Genomic DNA, 23,132 nt, shown 5'->3' with positions numbered 1-23,132 from the left:
ACTTTTAAAATTCTGCACGCAATGTTAGCCAAAGATTCCTTCCGGGAATCATTCTCTGATAATTATTTGTATAGCGCATCCTTTTTCCATCCATATAAGTCGTATAATCCACAAAATCTTTATCTAGCAAATTATTAATCACTGCTCCAAGCGTCCAACCACCCATAAAGCGATAATTCATCCCCAAATCTATTGTATGCACATCTTTAAAATACTCTCCTGGTCCTACATTTGCAGTATGTGTATTGCTTGTTGGGGTTTTTAATTTGCCAACATAGCGTATATAAGTATCCAATCTGCTAGTTTTATAGGTAAGTTTTGTAGAAAGGTTATGGCGTGGAACATCATTTAAATCAGTTCCTTTCTTTGTTCCACTTTTGCGCTCTGTTTCTGTAAGAGCATAATTAAAATCCACATAAACCCCATTTGGAATTAGATGTGTTAGCAGTGCCTGCGTTTTTATTGAAAGTTCTAAACCTGAAATAATAGCTTTATCCACATTTTCATAAATAGAACACTCTGCATACCCACAATTTCCATACCCATCAGGCAAAGCTTGACCATTTCCATAATTTTGCGTGCTAATAGCATTTTTAAAGTCTGTATAAAATCCTGTTAGTGTAAATGTTGCAAAAGGCGATTCCACAATTCCACTTAATTCATAATTCCAACTTTCTTCTGCTTTTAAATTCTCATTACCGTATTTTGCAATATTATTGTTATCTATATCATAAAGACCATTATATCGCGTGTTAAGCTCTGGAAGCTTCAAGCCACTTGCAATCCCAGCTTTTAAAGTTAGCCACTCTAAAGGATATGTATTGATATAAAAGCGTGGATTAAAAAATTCCTTGTAGGTTTCATCATAATTCACCCTAAGCCCAGCAGTTGTAGAAATATATTCATTGAAAAAATATTCTCCCTCACCAAAAAGTGCAAACTGATTAGAGTCTTTATCAAACCTATTATCACGATTAAACAAACGCTCATTTTTAAAATAAGGACCACCGCTTAAAATCAAGGCTCCATTACTCCCAAAATCAAAATTTTTTCTTAAAGTTGAACTAAGAATAAGATTCTGATTTTCTACAAGCGCATCACGATTTGGCTCTCCCGCATTTGCTCCAATATTCACATTTTTATGCGGAATCCTTGTTGTATTTGCATATTGTATGTAATTATTCATAGAACCCCAAGTGTAGTTTCCATCGTGATTTAATATGGTATTATAGCGATGATAATCCCTAACTGCTGTAACACTACGACTTGAAGTATTTAAACTCCCCAATCGTTGGAATCCATAATCAAAATCCACATAAAAACTATTCTCTAAATCATATTCATAATTCACTCTTCCGCCAACTCCTATATTGCGATACCCAGTTGGAGAGTGACTTGTATAAGGATTTTGTCCTGTTGGCGTAAATCCGGGAATATCTTTTTGGTAAAAGGCGTTTCGTTCTCCATAATAAACTTTATTCCTAAAATTAAAAGAAATTTTTTCATTAATTGGAGCAAATACACTGGAATTTACTCCATACAAATTACCCCAAGTATCGTGATGTTCCTGCAATCTTGTCTCAAAAGCCACCGAACCTGTAAATTTATCTGCATTCTTTTTGGTAATAATATTAATCACGCCACCCATTGCATCACTTCCATAGAGCGTTGAGGCTGGACCCCGAATCACTTCCACACGCTCAATCATACTTGTTGGAGGAATAAAACCACTTGTAGAATCAAACCCATTTCCATCAAATCCACTATCCATATTTACGCGCTTGCCATCAACTAAAATCAAAGTATATTTTGAAGCCATACCGCGCATTTGGATTGTGGTTGCTCCAGTCTTGCCAACCATTGTGGAAACCCCCGGAACCTCTTGGACAATATCTCCTAGATCCCTAATAGGACGATTTAAAATCTCATCTTTTGAAATCACAGAAATACTAGCTGGAGCCTCTTTAATGTCTTGTTCAAACCCAGAAGCACTAACAACAGACTCCTCTAACAAAAATTTCTCTGGTTGTGCATACAATCCTTGATATAAAAGCCCCATCAATGGAATTGAGAATAAACTTTTACGCATTATAATAATCCTTAAAAATATTTTTAGCCAAAAATGTCTTTTGGCAATATTATATTATGATAATAATTATTAATTTTATATTAAATATTTTAAACCAAAAATTATCATATTAAAAAAATCAATAATAATCATTCTTAATTATTATATAAGTTTTTATAATTATAATTTTAATTATCATAATTTATATTTTAAGGGAAACCAATGGAAATTCTTAAATCCTACATCGATATTATTATTTTTGGAATCTTAGGCTTAATGGCGTTTATCGCTGTTTGGTGCGTAATTGAACGATTACTTTTTTTTAAAAAATTAAATCTTAGACATTTTAATTCTCAAGATAGCTTTGATGATGCCATTACAGAAAATCTCACAACTTTACACATTATCTATTCTAATGCTCCTTATGTTGGATTGCTTGGGACGGTGATTGGAATTATGATAACCTTTTATGATATGGGAATGAGTGGAAATATTGATGTCAAATCCATTGTTGTTGGACTTTCTCTAGCTCTCAAGGCAACTGCGCTTGGGCTTTTAGTAGCAATTCCTAGCCTTATGGCTTATAATGCTCTTATAAGAAAAGTAAATCTTCTAAGCACACACTACAAAACAACTCAGGAAAACAAAATATGATAAAAGCACAAAAAACAGAAGGACTTAACATTATTCCTTTTATTGATATAATTTTGGTGCTATTAGCAATGGTTCTTAGCATCTCTACTTTCATTGCACACGGAGAAATCAAACTAGAGCTTCCAAAGGTAGAATCTAGCACGCAATCTAATAGCGATAAAGACAAAATTCAAATTGCAATTAATGCAGAAAATGTATTTTTTCTTAATGGAAAAGAATCAAATTTAGAAGCAATTCAAACCAAAATCAATTCCACAGATAGCACCACCCCCATTGAACTTAAAAGTGATAAAAATGCAAAATTTGATAGCTTTGTTCAAATTATTGATATTTTACGAAAAAATAATCACAAAAACTTCCAAATCCTAACAGAGAAAACACCATGAAGCTACTCTTAAACCATAAATCCCAAGCATTTTATTGCACAAGTTTTTTATTTGCTCTTCTGTTTATTGGATTCTTATATAGTGCTTCTTGGTTTAGAATCTCCCCAAAACAACAAAATTCCTTTAGTCTAGCAATGCAACAATTTATCACACATTCCACACAAGCCCCACAAAATCAAACACCAAATCCTAAAAATTCAACGCAAGAAATATCAAAAGAAATCCCAAAAGAGTCAAAAAATATTCCATCTAAAAAACACTCACAAAAACAAGATCCAAAGCCCACTCCACAACACAAAAAATCCCCCATAACACCCAGTAACAGTAGCACACAAGAAAATATAATTCCTAAAAATACTATTGAAACATTAACTTTTGGAAAGGATAACCATCCATTTTTAAGAGCAGTAAAAAAAGCAATAGATTCCAATGTTAATTATCCAAGGCAAGCCAGAAAAATGCGCATACAAGGTGAAGTTATAGTAGAATTTTTATGGACAAAACACAAATTTCTTAAAAATTTAAAAGTGTATAAAAGCTCAGGACAACCTATTCTTGACAGGAGTGCTCTTAATGCAATCCAGCAAGCTGCATTGCATTTTCCACAGCATACAAACGATGTGTATTTGCAAATTCCAATTGTTTTTATGTTAAGAAATTAATTTCAAAATAAAATATTTTTATTTGATTTTGTGTATTTTATCGCTTATTAATAATTTTTATTATAAAAAGGTTAATAAATTTTTTTAAGGATACACTATGCTACCTTTAAAAGGAGCTTTCTCTCTTTCTAATAGTGTTTTAGGAATTGGTACAGATTCAGATAAGATTTATGCAGTAGATAATCTTTATAACACCTATGCATTTTCAAAACAAAATAAAATTTTAGAAAAATCCACAATTATTCAAAAAGATAGAAAGCCCCTTTTTGAATTTAGCAAGGCAGTGGGCTTTGCCAATAAACAGAAATGTTTCGCAATTGGCTTTAGCAACACTAATATAGGATCTGTAATTGGCTTGGAGCAAATTAAAGAATTAGAGCCACTGACTTGGCAAAAAAAAGAAATTACTAAAGCGATTTTTTCCCCTAATGATACTTACTTAGCAACCGGAGGGGAATGCGGAAGAATTGTTGTATATTATGGAAAAAATTATAATTTTTTACTAAGCTCTTCTCCTTTTTCTGATTCTATTTCTACAATAGCTTTTAGCGATGATGAACTTTATGCTCTAGGGGCCAGCTTTAGTGGAGAATTTATCGTAGTAAATATTCCCTATGATAAAATAATTACCAAGACAACCTTTGATAGCATAGTTGAAGATGCATTGTTCGACAAAGACAACACGAGAATCTTTTGTATTACTCGCAATGGAGAAACAATTCTATATGACTTAATAGAAAACAAAATCCTTAACAAAAATCATTTCAAAGACACTTGGCTGACTTTCTGTAAAAGAATTCCAAATACAGACTTCGCTCTTGTTGGTTCTAGGGACAATTCATTATTTTTAATAAGAATCTCGTCAAATAAACTTGTAGAGACACTAAAAGTTACGCATTATGGAATCACAACAATACACTTTTGTGAAAATATCCTATTCCTAGGATATAGTGATGGCACAATTGAATATTACGACACTGCATTTCAAATGGAAGCCTTTCTTAGAACGCTAGAAATTGATAGCATTAGCAATGCCACAGAAATGTTTTATCAAGATAACATTTTTTTGTGCACCTTAAAAATCTACAAAGAAAAACTTGATACACAGTGGAAAGAAACACTAAAACAAGCTGTTGCCTTATTATCCAAAAATCTCATCCAAGAAGCTATAAAATTAACCAATCCTTTTATGAGAGATATAGAAAAAAAGCAAGAATTTAACACTTGCCTAGAACAAGTCCATTATATAGCAGAATTTATTGACGCTGCGGAGAAAAAAAATTACATCAAAGCCTATGCAATCGCAGAGAGATACCCCTTTGTCAAAAATACACTCTCTTATGAAAATATAGAAGAACTTTGGCAAAAGATTTTTAGGACTTGCCAAGTTCTTCTCTTGGAAGATACCACACTAAATATCAAAAAAGCAAAAGAACTCCTAGGCGTATTTAATGATGTAGAATCCAAAAAGAGGGATATACAATTATTACTAGATAATGCAAATATTTTTTTAGAAGCAGAGCAAATCTATAAAGACAAAAATATGATTGCTTATTTTTCTTTATGCGAGAAGTTTCATTTTTTAAAAGAAACTCACACTTACAAAAAAGCACTTTATGCAAGCAAAAATTTGCTCAAACATATTAATATTTTTGAAAAAGAAAACAACATAGAACAAGCATTAAAATTATGCGAATATCTAAATAATATTCCATTTTTCAAGAAAATAACCAATGAAAAACTAAAAATCCTTCATCTTAAAAAAAGATTCTTAACAGCCTATACACACAACAATATAAAAGAAGCATTTAATTTGGCAGAAACAAGCATTGAATTAAAAAATACTAAAGAGTTTAAGATGCTTTATGACCAATTTTTGGAAATTTTCGAACAAGCATTTAAAGTTGCAACAAAAGGGGAGCCAAAAATTGTATTGCAACTTCTAAAAGATTACACAACTATTGGTAGCCTAAAAACTAAAACCAACACTCTTTTAAAAGCTGCTTATTTAAGAGAATTTCAATACAATAACCCAAAACGCACGCAAAAAAACATTGACTGGCATAGTAGCTTCAGTCAATATATTAAACGCTATGGCAAAGATGAAGATATTATAAAAGTTTCTAAAGAATTAGAACTCTACCCTATTCTAGAACACATTTTAGAAACCAAGAGCGACACTTTACAATGCTCATTAATGGAACCTGTAGCAAAATCCTTACTTGTAATAAAGACTTAATTTACTTTCTTTTAATCACTCCATTTTCAAGCACAACCTTACTCTCACTTAATAATGCGCTTAATGCGCGCTTAAAAGCCTTTTTGCTCATCTTGCATTGCGCGTAAATTTTCATAGGCTCGCTATCATAATTTAATTCTAACACTCCTCTATCTCTTAGTAATCCCAAAAGTATTGTAGATTCCGACTTTTTATCATTTTTAGACAAAGGATGCTTTAGACTTAAATCACATTTTCCATTGTGATAAATGCGCTTGATATAACCTTCCCTAGCTTCATAAAGCATAAACTCACCAAAAACTTCATTATGATAAAGCAAGCCTAAATTCTCTCCATTAATCACGCATTCAAAACCTAATGGAGTTTTTCTAAAAGGTAGAATTCTAACTTTCACTCCAACTTTCATTGTCTGTAAGTTTGTTTTGAAATTCTGCAAATAAGGCTTTATATTTTCTTTTGCAAGCAAACGATTTTCCCTATCTAAAGTCAAAAATACTGCTACTTCACTACCAATAGGATAATTTTGCGGAATCTTTGTTGGCATAAAAACATCTTTTGCAATACCTAAATCTAAAAAACAGCCTAAATTGTTTTTATCCACTACTTTTAAAACCGCGATTTCTCCCCTTTGTGCCTTTGGCATTAGTGTTGTTGCCACAGGTCTATCACTAGAATCTGTATATAAAAACACTTCTATTTTATCGCCTATCTTTGCATCCTTTGGCACATACGCATTTGGAAGCAAAACTTCATCAACACCATCAAACAAATACGCCCCCGGATTTGCAAAACGCGAAATCACCAATGTTTTAATTAATCCAACACTGCTCAATCTATAATCTCCATTAGTGTTTCAAATAAACTTCTGCCAAGTGGAATTCCATAAAAATCCGAAATCTGAAGCCCAACAAAAAACACTATTATCATAAACACCACAAACCCCATCAAACTAAGCAATAACAATGTTTTAAAGAGTTTTAAATAAAACTGCTCTTCTAAAGTATCATCAAGAATTTTATGGAATCTAAAACAATCCGCAAAATATCCAAACCAAACAATCAAAATCCCACACAGCACAACACATAAAAACATAAAAATAAGCATTGAAGTATAAGGCGAAAAATACACACTAAATTCATATAGACGCGCTTCCCACATCAATACCGCATATCCAATATGTATTCCAAACCCAACCAATGCTAAAACGATAAGCCAAAACACAAATCCCACCGCCACTTCTAGCCTAGTAGAATGTTCGCGCAATGCTAAACGCATTTTTCGCTTAATCTCTTTATCGCTTAAATTTTGATGACGTAATTCCATAATTTCAGATTTTAGCTCTTTAAGCCAAATTTTACGCGTTTTAGGTTTATTTTCCATATAAGCCCCTTTAATAAAATGCTAAAATTCTGCCTTAAATTTGTCAAAATCTTCTTAACAATTATAAGATTTATCAATATGAAATGCGCGATAAAACTTCTCTAAATCCCCATAATCTTTTAAAAGCCCTTTTACCTCCAAGTTCCTTAGCACTTCTATAGAGCAATCCGTTTCTTTAGGCCACTCCCTTAAATGCCCATCACGCGCATCTTTATCTGTTGCGTCTATAAAAACAATGGAATCTAAAATCACCACATCGCGTTTTGCATCAATATTATTTACCACGCGCCAAAGTAGCATATATAAATTTTCTAAATCATTTTTTGCGTTATCCACAACCACGATAATGCGTGTGTGTTTTTGCAGCAATTCTAATTTTTGTTCATTTTTAGATTCCAACTTTTTATGACCTAAATCCAAAACCGCCTTACCTATGGAATCTTTTTTATTTATAGCAACTAATGCAATAGGATTTTTTGTCTCTGCGTAAATTTGCCTAACACGCTTGACTTCCCCACCTTCTTTTAGAACATTTGCTAAAATCTCTTGCAAAGCATTATCACTAAGCACTTCACAATCTTTTAAATCCTTTGCATAATCTTGCGTGCAATCCACCCCTAGTTTCCCCCCTTTTGCAAACTCTGGGGAAGCGTGATCTAGCGCATCACACACCCCATCGCTAATTAAACAATGTTGCGTGCTAAAGCGATTTAAGAGATAAGGAATAATCTCTAAATCTTGGAGTTTTGGAGCATTTTCATCTACAAAAATTGCGTGTTTGACAAAACTCATCTGTCCAACACCCCAAAAGGCGTGCATACTCTGTTTTGCGGCATTAGGAAATCGTGCCTTAATTTTTGCTAAAATAAGATTATGAAACACTCCATTTTCAGGCATATAATATTCCATTAAATCTGGCGTTGTTGTTTGCAATAAGGGCAAAAAGATTCGCTCTGTCGGATAACCTAAATACTTATCTTCTAAAGGAGGCTTACCCACCACTGTGGCTAAATACACAGGATTTTTTTTAGAAGTAATTGCATACACTTCAAGCACAGGATATGGCTCAATGGGCGTGTAAAATCCCGTGTGGTCACCAAATCTTCCTTCATCACGCATTGTAGGTTCTACAAACCCTTCAATCACAAAATCCGCATCATAAGGCACACACAAATCATTGCTCACACAGCGCACAAGTTTCGCCCTTTGCTTTTTAATAAAGCCATAAAGCATTAATTCATACATTCCATAAGGCAGTGGCGCAGTGGCACACCAAGTATAAAGCGGATCTCCACCAATAGCAATGCTAACAGGCATTTTTTTACCCGCCTTGCGATATTCTTCTAGCAAATGCACGCTATCTTTATGGATTTGCCAATGCAGCCCTAAATGATTTTTATCATACACTTGCAAGCGATACATTCCAAGATTGCGCACGCATCCATCAAGGCTTTGCGTGTAACACTGCCCCATTGTGATAAATCTCCCCCCATCATCACTCCAAGTTTTAAGCACAGGAATTGCTTCTAAATCCACTTCACTGCCTTGCTTAATCACTTCTTGGCACAAGCCCCTACCCTTTAAAATCTTAGGCGATAAGTTGCGCAAATTCAAAAGACTAGGGAGCAAAGCTAGAGCCTGCTTAAAGCTTCTAGGGGGCTTTAGTTTAAGTAGCTTTGCAACTTCACTTGCTTGACCCTCCACATCTCCGATGAGCAATTCTACAAGCTTAAAACTCCCAAAAAGATTCATAAGCACAGGCGTTTCATACTGCACACCCCTAGCCTTATCCACAGGATTTACAAATAACAACGCTTTAGAATCCTTGCTTTTAACTTCTAAATACGCTAGATGCGGAATCTCTAGCTCCACATCTAAAGGCTCACTAATCACTTTTAACGCATTATTTGCTTTTAGCTTATCAATGGTTTGTCGCATTTGCTCTCCTTATTTTGCAACCAATGTTTTTTCTATCACTCCATTATCTATCGCCTTTAATTTAAAAGCCTCCACACATTTACCATCAATGATTTCACACACAATCATTTGAAAAATGCTAGGGATTCCACTCTTTTCTGGCACACTTAAGCGGTTAGGAATCCCTGTTAAAAAGCGATTAATAGGCTCTTCACACTCCATTCCTATCACACTCTCCCTAGCTCCACTCATTCCCACATCACTCACGCCAAAACTTCCTTCAAAAATCTCTAAATCATCTGTTCCAATATGCGTATGTGTGCCAAAAATTGCTGCAATTCTACCCTTTAACATCATAAACATTGCGCGCTTCTCACTTGTGGCTTCCGCGTGAAAATCCACAATAATATTCTTAATCCCTTCCTCTTGCAAGGCTTCAATGGTAGCATTTGCACAAACAAAAGCATTATCACATTGCGGCATACCAAAATGCCCCATTAAATTGACCACTGCAAATTTTTCACCATCCACATCTCCCTTATACACGCCACTTCCAACAACACCTTTAGGATAATTATGCGGACGCAACACATTAGAATTTTCAAGGGCTAAAAATGCAGTGATTTCCTTTTTATCCCAAGTATGATTCCCCCCTGTAAAAATATCCACTCCATAGCCCTGAAGCTCTGCAATGCTTTTGCCTGTTAGTCCAAACCCGTGGCTTGCATTCTCCCCATTTGCAATCACAAGTTGAAGCTTATAATTCTCCCTTACTTCCTTCACATAACGCGCAATTTGATTCCTACCAACCCTGCCTACAATATCGCCAATAAATCCAAAGCGCATTCTTATCCTTTTTGTAGCTTTTCTAAATGCAAAAACACCGCCTTTAGCACATCATCTTCATCTTTGCTACTTGCTTTAATGCTTATCTTATCGCCATTATTTGAAGTAAAACTAATGTTTTGTTGATAATTCATAATGCTTGCGATTCCACAATTTCTTGCAACAATCTTAATGCGAATTAAATCCAAAAACTGCCTTGTGTAAATATCCAAACGCCCAAATCTTTCTTCAATCTCCCCTTCTATTGCAAACACAGCCTTTTCTTCTTGGCATTTTGATAATCGCCGATAAATCTCTAAACGCAAGCGTTCGGATTCTATCAACTCCGCATTTAAAAACGCCGTTACGCTTAATTTAACCTCTACATTTGCTTCCTTTTGCGCCACATTTCCACTTAATGCAAAAATCGCATCTTCAAGCATTCTAAGATAGAGTGAGTAGCCAATATTTTTAATATGCCCACTCTGTGCCTCCCCTAGCAAATTCCCCCCACCGCGAATTTCTAAATCGTGATAGGCTAACGCCCCCCCACTGCCTAAAAAGGAATTTTTCTCTAAAGCCAACAAACGCTTTTTAGCATCTTCTGTGATGGACTCAAAATCTTCTATAAGCAAATAACAAAAACCTTCTTTATTCCCACGCCCAACACGCCCACGCAACTGGTGCAAATCTGCAATTCCAAAATAATTTGCATTATCCACTAAAATCGTATTTGCATTAGGCAAATGGATACCCGATTCCACAATGCTTGTGCAAAGCAAAATTTGATAAGTCCCTTTAGCAAACTCTAACACAATATCCTCTGCCTCTTGTGCTGGAATTTGTGAGTGTAAAATCGCGATCTTAAGCGTTGGTAACACGCGCAAAATTTCCTCTTTTTTTTGCCGGATTGTCGCAATGCTATTGTGGATATAAAACATTTGCCCACCGCGCCGCATTTCACGCATAATGATTTCCTTTAAAAGAGTATCATCAAGCTGCTTTACAAAGGTACGCGTTGCTTGACGCTCACTTGGGGGAGTTTTTAGTTCACTTAAACCCTTAATATGCGAGAGTGCCATATTTAGCGTTCTTGGAATCGGGGTTGCTGACATTGAGAGCAAATGGATATTTTGACTCAAATCCTTAATTTTTTCTTTTTGTTTCACGCCAAATTTATGCTCTTCATCAACCACCATTAAAGCAAGATTTTTAAACTCCGCACTTAATAAAGCGTGTGTGCCAACTACTGCATTTAACTCTCCATTTTTCAAGTCTCTTAAAATTTGTTTCTTTTCTTTTGTGCTAACATATCTATCCAAGCGCGCTAACTTAAATCCAAAAGGCACAAATCGCTCTTTTAGCGTGTTAAAATGCTGATAGGCAAGCAAGGTTGTTGGCACAATCATCGCCGATTGAAAACCGCTTAAAAACGCTACAAACATCGCATTCATTGCAACTTCCGTTTTTCCAAAGCCTACATCTCCGCTAAGCAACCTATCCATAACCTTACCGCTGCTTAAATCTTTAAAAATTTCATTAACCGCTTGTGTTTGGTCCTCCGTATAATGGAATCCACTTTTATTTTGAAAGAGCAATATCTCTTCTTTTTGCACATCAAACACCACACCATCTATTAATTCACGCTTTGCCGCAAGCGCAATAATGGCATTTGCAATCACAAAAAGTTTTTCTTTAACCTTTTCTTTGAGTTTTGCAAAAGAGCCTTTACCAAGTTTATCTAAAATTGGAATCCCACCACTATCAGCAATATAGCGATCTATCCTATCTAAATTTTCAACAGGCAAAAGAAGTTTATCTTCACCCAAATAGCGCAACGCAATAAAATCACGCGTTGCACCAAAAATATTTGCCTGCGTGATTCCACTAAAAATTGCGATTCCATAATCACAATGCACCACATAATCGCCAACTTTTAATTCATCAAGCAAAATCTTAACTTTCGCGCGTTTTTGCTGCTTTTGTGGAGTATTAAGAGAGAGAATTAAACTCTCTTTGCCCAAAAGATTAATTGCATAATCCACTCCAAACTTAAAAGTATAAGGCGCATCTAGTGGAATCCCAGCTTGACGCACTTGCGCTTCACTTTTTGCAAGGATTGTGATTGTTTTTTGCTTATGAAACTCTAAAAAACTTTGTAAGCTATTAAAATTATAAGTAAAGTCTTCAAATTCCTGTGTGGATTCTAAAGTTTCGCCTTCAAACACACATTGTAATTTGTTAGCATTTTGCTCATTAAACCCCAAGGCTTCTTTTGCCAATTCCTTAACATTAGGCAAAACTACAAAGGGATAATCTTGCAAAAAATCTTTTGTGATTCCAAGATTTTCTAAACACCAAAATCCAAAGCCTAAAATATCTCCACTTCCACCATCTAGTATTGATTGCTTTTGTAAAATTGCTAAAATCGCTTCTTTTAAGTTTTCATAAGATTCCGCATTTAAACTTAAAAACGCTGGAGGAATCTCTAAAGAATCTAAATTTTCTTTAGAACATAATTGCGTTTGAGAATCAAAATAGCGCACGCTCTCAATCTCATCATCAAAAAGCGTGATACGATAAGGATTTTGTTCGTTTGGCGTTAAAATATCAATAATATCCCCACGCATTGAAACTTCCCCACCAAGCTCCACCAAATCTACAAATTCATAACCAAAATATAGCAAGTTCTCTTTAAAACTTTTAAGATTTAAAACATCGCCCACTTTTAGCTGCATCGTCAAAAGCGATTCCGCATTTGGCAAGGGGTGCAGTAGCGTATAAAGGGGCGAAAATAAGATTTTCTCCCCTTTAAATGTGTAAAACTCTCTTAATGTCCAAAATAACGCACTTAATTCTTCTTGATAACTGCGCAAATCATCACCAAATGCTGCCCTAAAATCCGGAAAAACAAATGTTTTAAATCCTAAAAATTTCGCTACATCTCCACAAGATAAGGCACTTCTTCCATCTTCACACAAGATAATAAGCCCATTTTTAAAGCGCGTTTTAAACTCCCCTTTACGCGCTTTTAAAAATGCATAGACGCTACTTTGCAATACCTTCCTCTGTTTTTTGGTTTAACGAAATTGATTTTGGCGCTTTTAAATCTGTCGTATTTTTCTCAAACTCATTGTTTTTATGCACAACACTTTGCCCTACAAACTCTCCACCTTTTTCAATGATTAACTCTTTTGCTACTATGCTACCATCAATTCTGCCTTGTGGTAAAATCTCTACAACATTACAAGTGCAATTCCCCATAAGCTTCCCGCTAATTACTAAATGCTCTGCATCAATACTTCCATCTACATTACCACTCTTACCAATAACCACATTGGTTTTTGCAACAATATTCCCCTCTAAATCTCCATCAATATGTAAGCTGCACTCGCTATACATATCCCCTTTTATTTTTGTTCCCTTCGCAATAATGCTGGTGTTTCCTGAATTTCCACTAGTTGATTTATCATTGTTAGTAAAGATTGCCATTTGACACTTTTCTCCTTTTCAAAAATTTTAGTGTAATCTCTCATTGTCCATTCAATAAATGGACGCGGATTTACATCTTGACTTAAATAACGGATCTCATAATGCAAATGCGGACCAGTGCTTCTCCCACTATTGCCAGAATAAGCAATAATTTGCCCGCGTCTTACAAAATCGCCCTTTTTAACAACAATTTTACTCAAATGCGCATAAAAGGTGCTAAAGCCAAAGGAATGCTCAAGTTTAACCATAATTCCATAGCCACCATTATAGCTATTATTTGCAAAATATGCTACACCATCAGCTGGCGCATAAATTGGTGTGCCAATAGGAAGCCCAAAGTCAATTCCTGTATGTAAATGCGTACGGCGCAATACTGGATTAACTCTTGTCCCCCAATCAGAAGTGATACGATAATTCCCGCGCAAAGGTGCACCATTTGGGATAAGTTGCATTACAAACGCCTTTTGCGCCCCAGTAATACTTGCCAAATCCACTCGTTCAATTAAACTTAAATCTTGGGATTCCACAATTTGATCACTCAATCCCACAATTCCCTCTAAATCCTCAATTCTATCAGAAACTTTGACTAATTCTTCAGTTTTTTCATCAATTAAAGCTTGTAATTCTTCATTTTTCTCATTAATCTTTAAATATTCCTCCTGCATTAAATCACGCTTAACTTCAATCTGGCGCACTTCTTTTAAAAGCAACTGGATAGAAATAAAGCTAAAGAAAAAAATCACAACCACAAGTAAAATCACATACAAAATAATTTGCTTGACATACTGATGGATATTGTATTGTTTAGAACCATTAATATCGGTGATTGTTACCACAAAACGATTTTTCATCTATTCTTCTTTTATTTTCTTTTCTTTAAAATCTTTTAAAAACTTTGCCACCACACTAAAAGAACCACACACAAGGTATTGCGATTCTTTATTTAAATGCGAAAAATCACAATAAGGAATCTCTAATGCTTTTAAAATTTCCTCTAATGCGCCTTTTTTAATTATGCGCGAATTTTCCACTTCAAAAATCTCAACGCGTTCAATTATAGGCTTTAAAAGCGATAGAATTGCTTTTGGATTCTTATCAAAATAAGAATTATAAATCAAAATTGTTTTATCCTCACTAAAAGTTATATAATGTTCTAATAATGCCTTTGCTCCATCAACATTATGCAGCACATCTAAAAAAATCTTTGGCGTTAAACTCTGAAATCTCCCTTGCAAATCAAGGAGTGGAAGTGTTCGCAAAAAAGAATCTAAAGAAAAATTTAAATCAAAATCAATTTTAGATTCCAACCTTTTTAAAGTTGGAATCTTTTTTATCGCCATCACCAAAGCCTTCCAAGCAAGTGTTAAATTTTGCGCTTGATAATGCGGATAATTACGCTCCTTGACATACTCTAAAATGTTTTGCGGAATCTCTTCTACTTTCTCTAACTCCAAATCTTTTTCTTTTACAATTTTTTCAGCTATGCTTATTACTTCCTTTTCTCTTTGAAACCCTAAAACAGAAAGTTTAGCCATTGCATTAAGTTTGGTTGTCGCAATCTCTTTAATGCTTTTTCCTAAAAACTCTTCGTGATCTATTCCAATACTTGTAAAAAGTGTGAGTTGTGGAGTGCTACAAGTCGTTGTAGAATCATATTCCCCCCCAAGCCCTGCTTCTAAAATCACCACTTCACATTTTTCAAACACTCTAAAAGCCAAAAATGTAAGCACTTCAAAATAACTCGCTTTATGCAAAATTTCAATATCTAAGCTATCAAAAGCATTCTCCAGCACAGATTCTGCAACACTCTCTCCATCAATCCAAAACCGCTCACGCAAAAAAAGTAAATGTGGCGAAGTGAAATGTCCAGTCTTTACTCCCAAATTTTTAAACATTAAGGCTAGAAATCTTCCTGTACTACCCTTACCATTTGTGCCTATTATTTGAATAATAACTTGATTCTTATTGAATTTTAGGTGAAGTTGCTCTAAAAGTTTTGGTGCGCGTTTTGGATTAAAAGGTGCATACTCTGCCCCCTTTTGCTCTAAAAAACACTCTAGTCTAAGACTCATATTTAATAATTCCTTGCGAGTCTTTGCATTTAATAAAATCATCAATACTAACTTTAAGCATAGATTCCAAATCTTTTGCCTCTACACGATGTGAAACCTGTGCGCTTAAAGCAATCGCAATGCGTGTTTGTTGAAACATAAACTTGCTATTACTTACAATCTTATCTAAATTATAAATAAAAGCAATCGCTTCTTCTTTTTCTCTGCCAAGCAAACAAGCCAAAAACTCTTCATCTCCATAATAAGCAATTAAATCACTTGTGTTACTATATTGCTTCAATAATCTTCCAAGTGTTGCTAAGATCCGTTTTGCTGCTTCCAAGCCAAAATGTGATTTAATCTTATCATAACTTGCAATTCCAAAAACAATCACAGAATAATTTTTATTTTCTCTAATAAACGCTTCTTCGGCATAATTTAACACTTCTTGCATTCCAGCTTTAGACATTAAAGTCGTAGTTGCATCAATAGGTAATGCTGTTGCATTTTTAAATTCTAGGGGCTTTTGTGTTGATTTTTTTAAGGGATTTGTTGTGCTTGCAAAATCTTTTATCTCTAATTCTTTATCTGATTTCTTTTGCAAATATTGCGCATTACCTAGTGCTAAAATTTGCCCCTCTAGACTTTTTATTAACTTAATTTGTGCTTCTTTGCTTGGCTTTTGCTCTTTCAATAAAACTTTAGCTTCATCTTGCCATTTTTGAATCTCAAAATATGGAATCTTAAAATTACTCAAAATTTCTAGCACCTTTAAAGAATCCAAAGCATCAAATTCTGGAATCTTTTTAACCTGTTCCATCCAACGCTCACGCCAACTTTGCATTGATTTAGAATTAAGCTTATCAATCTCTATTAAATTTCCTTTTGCAAGTGTGCTAATTTCTTTTTGAGGATGTGTAGTAAGCAAACGCAAAAGAAATTTTAAAATTTCCAAAGAAGTGCTAAAATTTTTTTTAGAAAAATTCAAATGATTAATCGCTTTTGTTAAGGCTATAAAAAGCTCATTTTTATTCTTAAATCTCTTATTTGGTAAATTTTCCTTTGCCTCAGTCTCTAACATTTCAAGCACTTTTTCAATACTAAATTCTGATTCCGCTGCAATACCCATCTTCTTGGCTGCCACACAATAAGCCTGCGCATAAGCTTCTGGAGTTGGATCTTTACCTTCCTTTAAAAGTTCTTTTAATGCCTCTCTAGCAATACTTTGTGTATTTTGCATTAATATCCATCAATTCCTGCTTGAGAGATAAATCCATCTAATGCCTGTAATGTCGCATAATTAATTGCTTCAAGGCGTACAGAATCTGTAATAATGGAGCTTTCATTTAGTGAAAAATTATAGAATCCCTTTTTATTAAACACGCGCATTTTTTGGCTTAAATTATTAATATATTTAAATTCTACAACAACTTCACAACGATAAAATGTCGCAAAACCTGTGCGATTTTCCGCAAGAGAGTTAAAACTAACCGATCGCAACTGCACTTCTATAATAGAAGTTGCCTCATCCTTATCCACAATATTTGCGTGCAAACGCTCAAAAATGCTTTTAGAAAGTTCATCTTTTAATGTAACGCTATTTTGAGGATCTCTAGGATCAATCTTGACTTCTATATAAATTTTATCACCAAGTGTTTTTTGTGTATTATGCGCCAAAGGTTTATAACCACACGCACTAAAACAAATAACCAAAGCAATAAATAGAGTAATTTTTCGCATCATTTCACCACAAAATTCACAAGCTTATTTGGCACAACAATTTCTTTAACAATAGTAAAATCTGCAATCCACTTTTCAACAGCTACTTTTGCAAGTGCTAAAACTTCCGCATTCTCCGCATTTAAAGCAACCTTAATTTCTCCTCTACGCTTACCATTAACCGTAATTGCCATTGTAATGGAATCCTCTTTTAATGCAGATCCATCTACAACAATAGGAGCAAAATTTGCAAGATTAAAATATTCTTGGCTTAACTCCCAACAAATATGTGGAATAATCGGTTCTAAAATATTAAGTAAAATAAAATACCCCTCACTCCACACTTCTACATTATCTTGTTCATTAAGAGCATTCAAAGCTTCCATACAAGCAGCAATTAGTGTATTGAAAGCATACCCACTCTCATGCGTAAAAGTTTCATAAGATTTCTTCAATGCTTCATAAACTTTTTTGCGTGCATATTTTTCCGCTTCGCTTAAATTTTCTGCTGTAATTTTTGGCAAAGCTGTAATTTTCTGTACTTTTTCAATTTTCGCACACAAGCGTTTAATAAAACGATAAGAACCTTCTACAGCGGAGTCATTCCATTCTAGCTCTCTAATAGGAGGTGCCGCAAAAAGAATAAAGAGCCTTGCAGTATCCGCGCCAAATTGCGTGATAATCTCACTAGGATCAACAACATTTCCTTTGGATTTGCTCATTTTTGCACCATCTTTTGTAACCATTCCTTGCGTTAGAAGATGAGAAAATGGCTCACTAGACTCTGTATATCCAAGCGTTTTTAACACCTTTGTAAAAAAACGCGCATACAATAAGTGTAAAATCGCATGTTCAATTCCGCCAATATATTCATCCACATCCATCCAATATCGCGCTTCTTGTGTATTAATTGCTTCACTATCACGCAAGCTCTGCGAAGTTGTATAGCGTAAAAAATACCAACTAGATTCCATAAAGGTATCAAGCGTATCTGTTTCTCTTATTGCTTCCTTTCCACATTGTGGGCAAACACAACGCTTCCAAGTTGGGTGCTTATCCAAAGGATTTCCCTCCCCATCAATACTAACATCTTCAGGCAATGCAACGGGCAGTTTTTCTAAAGACTCTGGCACAATCCCGCAAAACTCACAATGGATTAAAGGAATAGGCGTCCCCCAATACCTTTGTCGTGAAATCCCCCAATCACGAAGCTTATAATTAACAACAGACTTGCCCTTGCCATTTTTCTCAAAATAAGCAATAATTTTTCTCTTTGCTTCTTCATTGTCCAAGCCATTATATTCTTGGGAATTAATTAATGTTCCACTTTCTGCATAAAAACCTTGTTTAGAATAATCTACAGAATCTTTTGGCGCAATCACAGGAATAATAGGTAAATTGTATTTTTTAGCAAACTCAAAATCTCTTTCATCGTGGGCTGGAACACTCATTACTGCTCCGCTTCCATAACCCATTAAAACAAAATTTGCCACCCATAGTGGAATCTTTTTTTCGCTTAGTGGATGTATTGCATAAATTCCAAGCGGAATCCCCATTTTTTCCTGCTGTGCGCGCTCTCTCTCGCTTGTATTTTGTATTGCTTGAATTTGTTCTACTGCTTCTTTGGAAAGTCCATAAACTTCTGGGTTTTTTAGCATTGCTTTAACCAGAGGGTGTTCAGGTGCAAGCGCACAATAACTCACGCCAAAAATCGTATCAGGGCGCGTAGTAAAAACTTCCAAAGCAGAAATCACACAATCCTCACTTTGAATACTCTTTTCCAAATCAAAAGAAAAACTTAAACCCTCTGATTTACCAATCCAGTTTTTTTGCATTGTTAAGACTTGATTAGGCCACTTCCCCTCTAGCGTATCTAAATCCCTTAGCAACTCTTCAGCATAATCTGTAATTTTAATATAGTATTGATACATCTCTTTTTGCACTACAGGCGTATCACAACGCCAACATTTTCCTTCAATCACCTGCTCATTTGCAAGCACAGTTTGATCGTTCGGGCACCAATTTAAAAAGCCTTTTTTGCGATAAATTAACCCCTTTTCCCACATCGCAATAAAAAAGCTTTGCTCCCATTTAGAATAAATTAAATCACAAGTTGCAAGTTCACGCGTTTTAGAAAAAGAAAATCCAAGGCTATAAAGCTGAGATTTCATATTTTTAATATTAGAATAAGTCCATTTTTTAGGATGAGTTTTATGCTTGATTGCTGCATTTTCCGCTGGCATTCCAAAAGCATCCCAACCAATAGGATGCAACACATTGTAACCATCTTTACGAAACTTCCTAGCAATCGCATCACTAATGCAATAATTTCTCACATGTCCCATATGGATATTTCCACTAGGATATGGAAACATACTTAAAATATACTTTTTGGGAAGACTTTTATTTTCTTTTGGCTCATATGCGCCACTCTTCTCCCAAAACTTTTGCCACTTCTTCTCAATAACCTTAGGATTATATTCCATATCCCACCTTCTAATTGTAATTGTTATAACTCTTAATGCTTTCAATAGCAATAAACACAATAGAAACTATATTTGCAACCAATGCTCCAAGTGCCAATGCCACAGCAACATTTACATTATTAAAGACTTGCATATAAATAAAAGATGGAATCAAATGCAAATCTGCGACCAAAGATGCCGCCATAAGCTCTGCTGACATAAAACTTCTTACACCAACTTTTAAAATTGTAGAAAGAATATTTACTCCACCAGCTATAAACAACATCACCAAATTTTGCTCATACAAAAAACCTACCGTAGAAGTTAAACTCATTAAAATAAAAAAGACAAAAGTTACTTTTCCCCAATCCATTACACTCTCCCTCTCTCATACATTTCACGCAGTTTCTTTTTTTCTAATGCTTTACGCTCTGCTTCTGTAACTTTTTGGTAATATTTTTTCAAATCAAATTTAAATAAAATAACAAGTTTGCTTGCAACAAAAATAGAGCTATAGCTTCCAACAATGGATCCTACCAACATTGGCAAACTAAAGCCCTTAATAATCTCCCCACCAAAAGCATAAAGCGTAAAGACTGTAAAAAATACAGTAAGAGAAGTTAAAACAGTTCTTGAAAGCGTAGCTGAAAGTGCTTCATTGACAACATTTTCCAAGCTATCATTAACGCGTATCCCAATGGTTTCACGGATCCTATCAAAAATAATAATTGTATCGTTAATAGAATAACCAATCAGTGTTAAAAGTGCAGCAATAACCTCTAAACTCAAATCAATATCAAATAAAATTACAGCTCCAGTAGCAATAACAATATCATGCACAAGCGCCAAAATCGCTGCTAATGCAAATCTCCACTCATAGCGGTAAGAGACATAAAGCATAATACTAGCTAAAGCCAAAACCAAAGCTAAAGCACCTTTTTCTTTTAGCTCATTGCCTACTTTTGGTCCCACAATATCTACACGACGCACACTAAGATTACCAGTATTCTTTAAGATATTTGCAACTTCTTGTCCAATATCTTGATTAACACTTGATGAAGCAGTTGGGAGTTTAATTAAAATTTCTTCTGGCGAACCAAACTCACTAACTTGCACTCCATTATAAGCATCCACTGCTTCTAATGTTTTTCTAATCTCTGCTAAAGGCGCTGGTTTATCATATTGCACTTGGATAATCGTCCCACCAGCAAAATCTACACCTAATGTGAATCCTGGTTTAACAAATAAAATGAGAGAACCCACAAATAAAATTAAAGAAAGCACGATTCCATAACTAGACATTTTTACAAAATCATAGATTCTATTATGTTTAAAAAAATCCATATTTCTCCTTATTTGCTTCTATCTTTATAGCCAAACCATAATGCATAATTACCTGACTTTACAATACGATCTTGCAACATTCTAAAAACTCCGTGTGTGCCGACAATTGCGGTGATAATAGAAGCTAAAATTCCAATACTCATTGTAATTGCAAACCCTTTAATTGCTCCTGTGCCACACATATAAAGCAATACTGCAGCAATCAAAGAAGTTAAATTGGAATCAAAAATTGCCCTTGAAGCATTAGCGTAGCCATTTTCTAAGGATTTTATAAAGTTTTCTTTAGCGCGAAATCCCTCACGAATCCTTTCATTAATAATCACATTTGCATCTACTGCCATACCCACAGTTAAGATGATTCCAGCCATACCTGGAAGCGTCAAAGTTGCTCCAAATAAAGACATCACTGCAATTACTAGCAAGATATTTACAACCATTGCAATATCAGCAATAAACCCTGCAATCCCATAATAAAACACCATAAATGCCACAACTAAAATTGCACCTGTAATTAATGCAATCATGGAAGCTTTAATGCTATCAGCACCAAGCGAAGGACCTACACTACGCTTTTCTAGCAAGGTAATAGGTGCTGGCAAAGCCCCACTTCTAAGGGCAATTGCAATATCACTTGCTTGCTGCACACTAAAACCACCGCTAATTTGCCCACTTCCCCCTCCAATTCTCTCTCTAATCACAGGGGCTGAATACACTTCACCATCTAATACAATAGCCATACGATTGCCAACATTTTTTCCAGAAAAATCACCAAAAATCTTACCACCTTGCGCATTAAGAGTAAAATTAATCACAGGCTGTCCATTTTGATCATACGCCGCCCTTGCATCTGTTAGCATTGCACCATCTAAAATAGGAATCGCTTTTAACAAGATCTTTTGTTTTTCATCATCTACAAAGGGTAAGATTACATCACCATAGGATTGCGCTTCTAAATCCGTCATTGATGAAACTCTTGCATTACGCGCTTCATCAACTGCCATCATTTGCAAATGACCACCCTTTGAAATCAATTCTAAAGCACGCTGCTCTTCTTCTTGTGTTTTAATGCCTGGCAATTGCACCAAAATAGCATCTTCCCCCTGCTTAGTTACGCTGGGCTCAGATAACCCAAACTGATCCAAACGATTTCTAATATTTCCAATTGCTTGTTCAATAGCAAAATTCTTAAGATTCATAATCTCAGTTTCCGTAAAAGAAATTGTGTAGTTTAAATGATTTTCAGCCACATTTAAACCTGGAATCGTTTTTAAATACGCGTCTACCTTTACCTTTTCATTAGAATCCAAAAGTTCAAAACTTACGCTATTCTCACGCGCATTTAATCCATCTAGCAAAATTTGCTCATCTAAAGCATAATAATTAATCTGTGATGCAAGAGAGCCATAACGCGTTTTGATTGCATCTTCTGTTTTTACACCCAAGAGTAGATTTAGTCCCCCTTGCAAATCTAAACCTAAAGTAATTTTAGGACCTTGTGTTTGAAAGATTGAAGGCACAGAAAGCGCAATTCCAAAAAGTGTTGCAATAACAAAAAAAAGCAACTTTGTATTAAAAGCTTTTTTCATAGGAATTATTGTTCAATTTTCTTAGCAACATAATCTTTAGAAAGCTTTACAAGCGTATCATCATTTAAACGCACCATAAAAAACTCTTCTTCTTTTTTAACAATTTCCACGATAAATCCACCACTTGTTACAACTTTATCTCCCTTATCAAGATTGGCAATCATCTCTCTATGACGCTTTGCTTGTGTCTGTTGCGGACGAATAATCAAGAAATAAAAAATCGCAATTAGCACAATTAGCGGAAGCAATTGTGTAAAGATATTTCCAGCATTTTCCATAGTTTACCCTTATAAAGTGAAATAAATTTGCGGATTTTACCACCGCTTTACTAATTAAATGTTTAA

Annotated in this window: 20 protein-coding genes; 4 read left to right on the top strand and 16 right to left on the bottom strand. The window is 34.8% G+C overall.

Annotated features, from left to right (window positions below; translation table 11 throughout):
• Positions 1-4: 4 nt before the first annotated feature.
• Positions 5-2,089, bottom strand: coding sequence for a TonB-dependent receptor domain-containing protein (locus tag IP358_RS03540; protein ID WP_006803211.1), 2,085 nt, complete (start codon positions 2,087-2,089; stop codon positions 5-7).
• 201 nt (positions 2,090-2,290) lie between these two features.
• On the opposite strand from IP358_RS03540, the gene exbB reads away from it, so the two are divergent.
• From exbB to IP358_RS03520, 4 genes are all read left to right on the top strand, one after another.
• A complete protein-coding gene (gene exbB, locus IP358_RS03535; protein WP_006803212.1) occupies positions 2,291-2,722 on the top strand; it encodes a TonB-system energizer ExbB in 432 nt (143 codons plus the stop codon).
• Positions 2,719-3,108 (top strand): TonB system transport protein ExbD, encoded by a 390-nt coding sequence (gene exbD / locus IP358_RS03530; protein WP_006803213.1) that lies wholly within the window; start codon positions 2,719-2,721, stop codon positions 3,106-3,108. The genes exbB and exbD overlap by 4 nt, the downstream gene beginning before the upstream one ends.
• Positions 3,105-3,770 (top strand): energy transducer TonB, encoded by a 666-nt coding sequence (locus IP358_RS03525; protein ID WP_006803214.1) that lies wholly within the window; start codon positions 3,105-3,107, stop codon positions 3,768-3,770. The genes exbD and IP358_RS03525 overlap by 4 nt, the downstream gene beginning before the upstream one ends.
• 97 nt (positions 3,771-3,867) lie before the next feature.
• Positions 3,868-6,009: a WD40 repeat domain-containing protein gene (locus IP358_RS03520; RefSeq protein WP_006803215.1), complete on the top strand. Its 2,142-nt coding sequence runs from the start codon at positions 3,868-3,870 to the stop codon at positions 6,007-6,009.
• A 1-nt stretch (position 6,010) separates the two neighbouring features.
• Here the strand turns inward: IP358_RS03520 and IP358_RS03515 are convergent, their stop codons facing one another.
• The 15 genes from IP358_RS03515 to yajC are packed head-to-tail and all read right to left on the bottom strand — an operon-like array spanning position 6,011 to position 23,066.
• Complete coding sequence (locus IP358_RS03515; protein WP_006803216.1) at positions 6,011-6,841, bottom strand: CvfB family protein; 831 nt, start codon at positions 6,839-6,841, stop codon at positions 6,011-6,013.
• Complete coding sequence (locus IP358_RS03510; protein WP_006803217.1) at positions 6,838-7,389, bottom strand: hypothetical protein; 552 nt, start codon at positions 7,387-7,389, stop codon at positions 6,838-6,840. Before IP358_RS03510 ends, IP358_RS03515 begins: the two co-directional genes overlap by 4 nt.
• Before the next feature lie 54 nt (positions 7,390-7,443).
• Positions 7,444-9,327 carry a menaquinone biosynthesis decarboxylase gene (locus tag IP358_RS03505; protein ID WP_006803218.1) on the bottom strand — a complete coding sequence of 628 codons (1,884 nt, stop codon included), beginning with the start codon at positions 9,325-9,327 and terminating at the stop codon, positions 7,444-7,446.
• A gap of 9 nt (positions 9,328-9,336) precedes the next feature.
• Positions 9,337-10,152 (bottom strand): TIGR00282 family metallophosphoesterase, encoded by an 816-nt coding sequence (locus IP358_RS03500; RefSeq protein WP_006803219.1) that lies wholly within the window; start codon positions 10,150-10,152, stop codon positions 9,337-9,339.
• A 2-nt stretch (positions 10,153-10,154) separates the two neighbouring features.
• Positions 10,155-13,190 carry a transcription-repair coupling factor gene (mfd, locus tag IP358_RS03495; RefSeq protein WP_006803220.1) on the bottom strand — a complete coding sequence of 1,012 codons (3,036 nt, stop codon included), beginning with the start codon at positions 13,188-13,190 and terminating at the stop codon, positions 10,155-10,157.
• Complete coding sequence (locus tag IP358_RS03490; RefSeq protein ID WP_232086827.1) at positions 13,180-13,533, bottom strand: bactofilin family protein; 354 nt, start codon at positions 13,531-13,533, stop codon at positions 13,180-13,182. The genes mfd and IP358_RS03490 overlap by 11 nt, the downstream gene beginning before the upstream one ends.
• Before the next feature lie 8 nt (positions 13,534-13,541).
• Positions 13,542-14,474, bottom strand: a complete 933-nt coding sequence (locus IP358_RS03485; RefSeq protein WP_006803222.1) for a peptidoglycan DD-metalloendopeptidase family protein — start codon at positions 14,472-14,474, stop codon at positions 13,542-13,544.
• Positions 14,475-15,695 (bottom strand): Mur ligase family protein, encoded by a 1,221-nt coding sequence (locus tag IP358_RS03480; protein WP_006803223.1) that lies wholly within the window; start codon positions 15,693-15,695, stop codon positions 14,475-14,477.
• Positions 15,685-16,914, bottom strand: a complete 1,230-nt coding sequence (locus IP358_RS03475; RefSeq protein ID WP_006803224.1) for a GGDEF domain-containing protein — start codon at positions 16,912-16,914, stop codon at positions 15,685-15,687. Before IP358_RS03475 ends, IP358_RS03480 begins: the two co-directional genes overlap by 11 nt.
• Positions 16,914-17,414 (bottom strand): LPS assembly lipoprotein LptE, encoded by a 501-nt coding sequence (gene lptE, locus IP358_RS03470; RefSeq protein WP_040498833.1) that lies wholly within the window; start codon positions 17,412-17,414, stop codon positions 16,914-16,916. The genes IP358_RS03475 and lptE overlap by 1 nt, the downstream gene beginning before the upstream one ends.
• Positions 17,414-19,879, bottom strand: a complete 2,466-nt coding sequence (gene leuS, locus IP358_RS03465; RefSeq protein WP_006803226.1) for a leucine--tRNA ligase — start codon at positions 19,877-19,879, stop codon at positions 17,414-17,416. The genes lptE and leuS overlap by 1 nt, the downstream gene beginning before the upstream one ends.
• Positions 19,880-19,889: 10 nt before the next feature.
• A complete protein-coding gene (locus IP358_RS03460; RefSeq protein WP_006803227.1) occupies positions 19,890-20,231 on the bottom strand; it encodes a DUF6394 family protein in 342 nt (113 codons plus the stop codon).
• Positions 20,231-21,202 carry a protein translocase subunit SecF gene (secF, locus tag IP358_RS03455; protein ID WP_006803228.1) on the bottom strand — a complete coding sequence of 324 codons (972 nt, stop codon included), beginning with the start codon at positions 21,200-21,202 and terminating at the stop codon, positions 20,231-20,233. The genes IP358_RS03460 and secF overlap by 1 nt, the downstream gene beginning before the upstream one ends.
• An 8-nt stretch (positions 21,203-21,210) precedes the next feature.
• On the bottom strand, positions 21,211-22,788 hold the full coding sequence (gene secD / locus IP358_RS03450; protein ID WP_006803229.1) for a protein translocase subunit SecD: 1,578 nt from the start codon (positions 22,786-22,788) through the stop codon (positions 21,211-21,213).
• A gap of 5 nt (positions 22,789-22,793) precedes the next feature.
• Positions 22,794-23,066: a preprotein translocase subunit YajC gene (gene yajC / locus IP358_RS03445; RefSeq protein ID WP_006803230.1), complete on the bottom strand. Its 273-nt coding sequence runs from the start codon at positions 23,064-23,066 to the stop codon at positions 22,794-22,796.
• Between the last annotated feature and the right edge of the window lie 66 nt (positions 23,067-23,132).

Origin of the sequence: Helicobacter winghamensis ATCC BAA-430 (assembly GCF_028751035.1) — a bacterium.
In the GTDB taxonomy this organism is placed as follows: domain Bacteria; phylum Campylobacterota; class Campylobacteria; order Campylobacterales; family Helicobacteraceae; genus Helicobacter_D; species Helicobacter_D winghamensis.
This window is presented reverse-complemented; position numbering and strand designations above follow the sequence as displayed.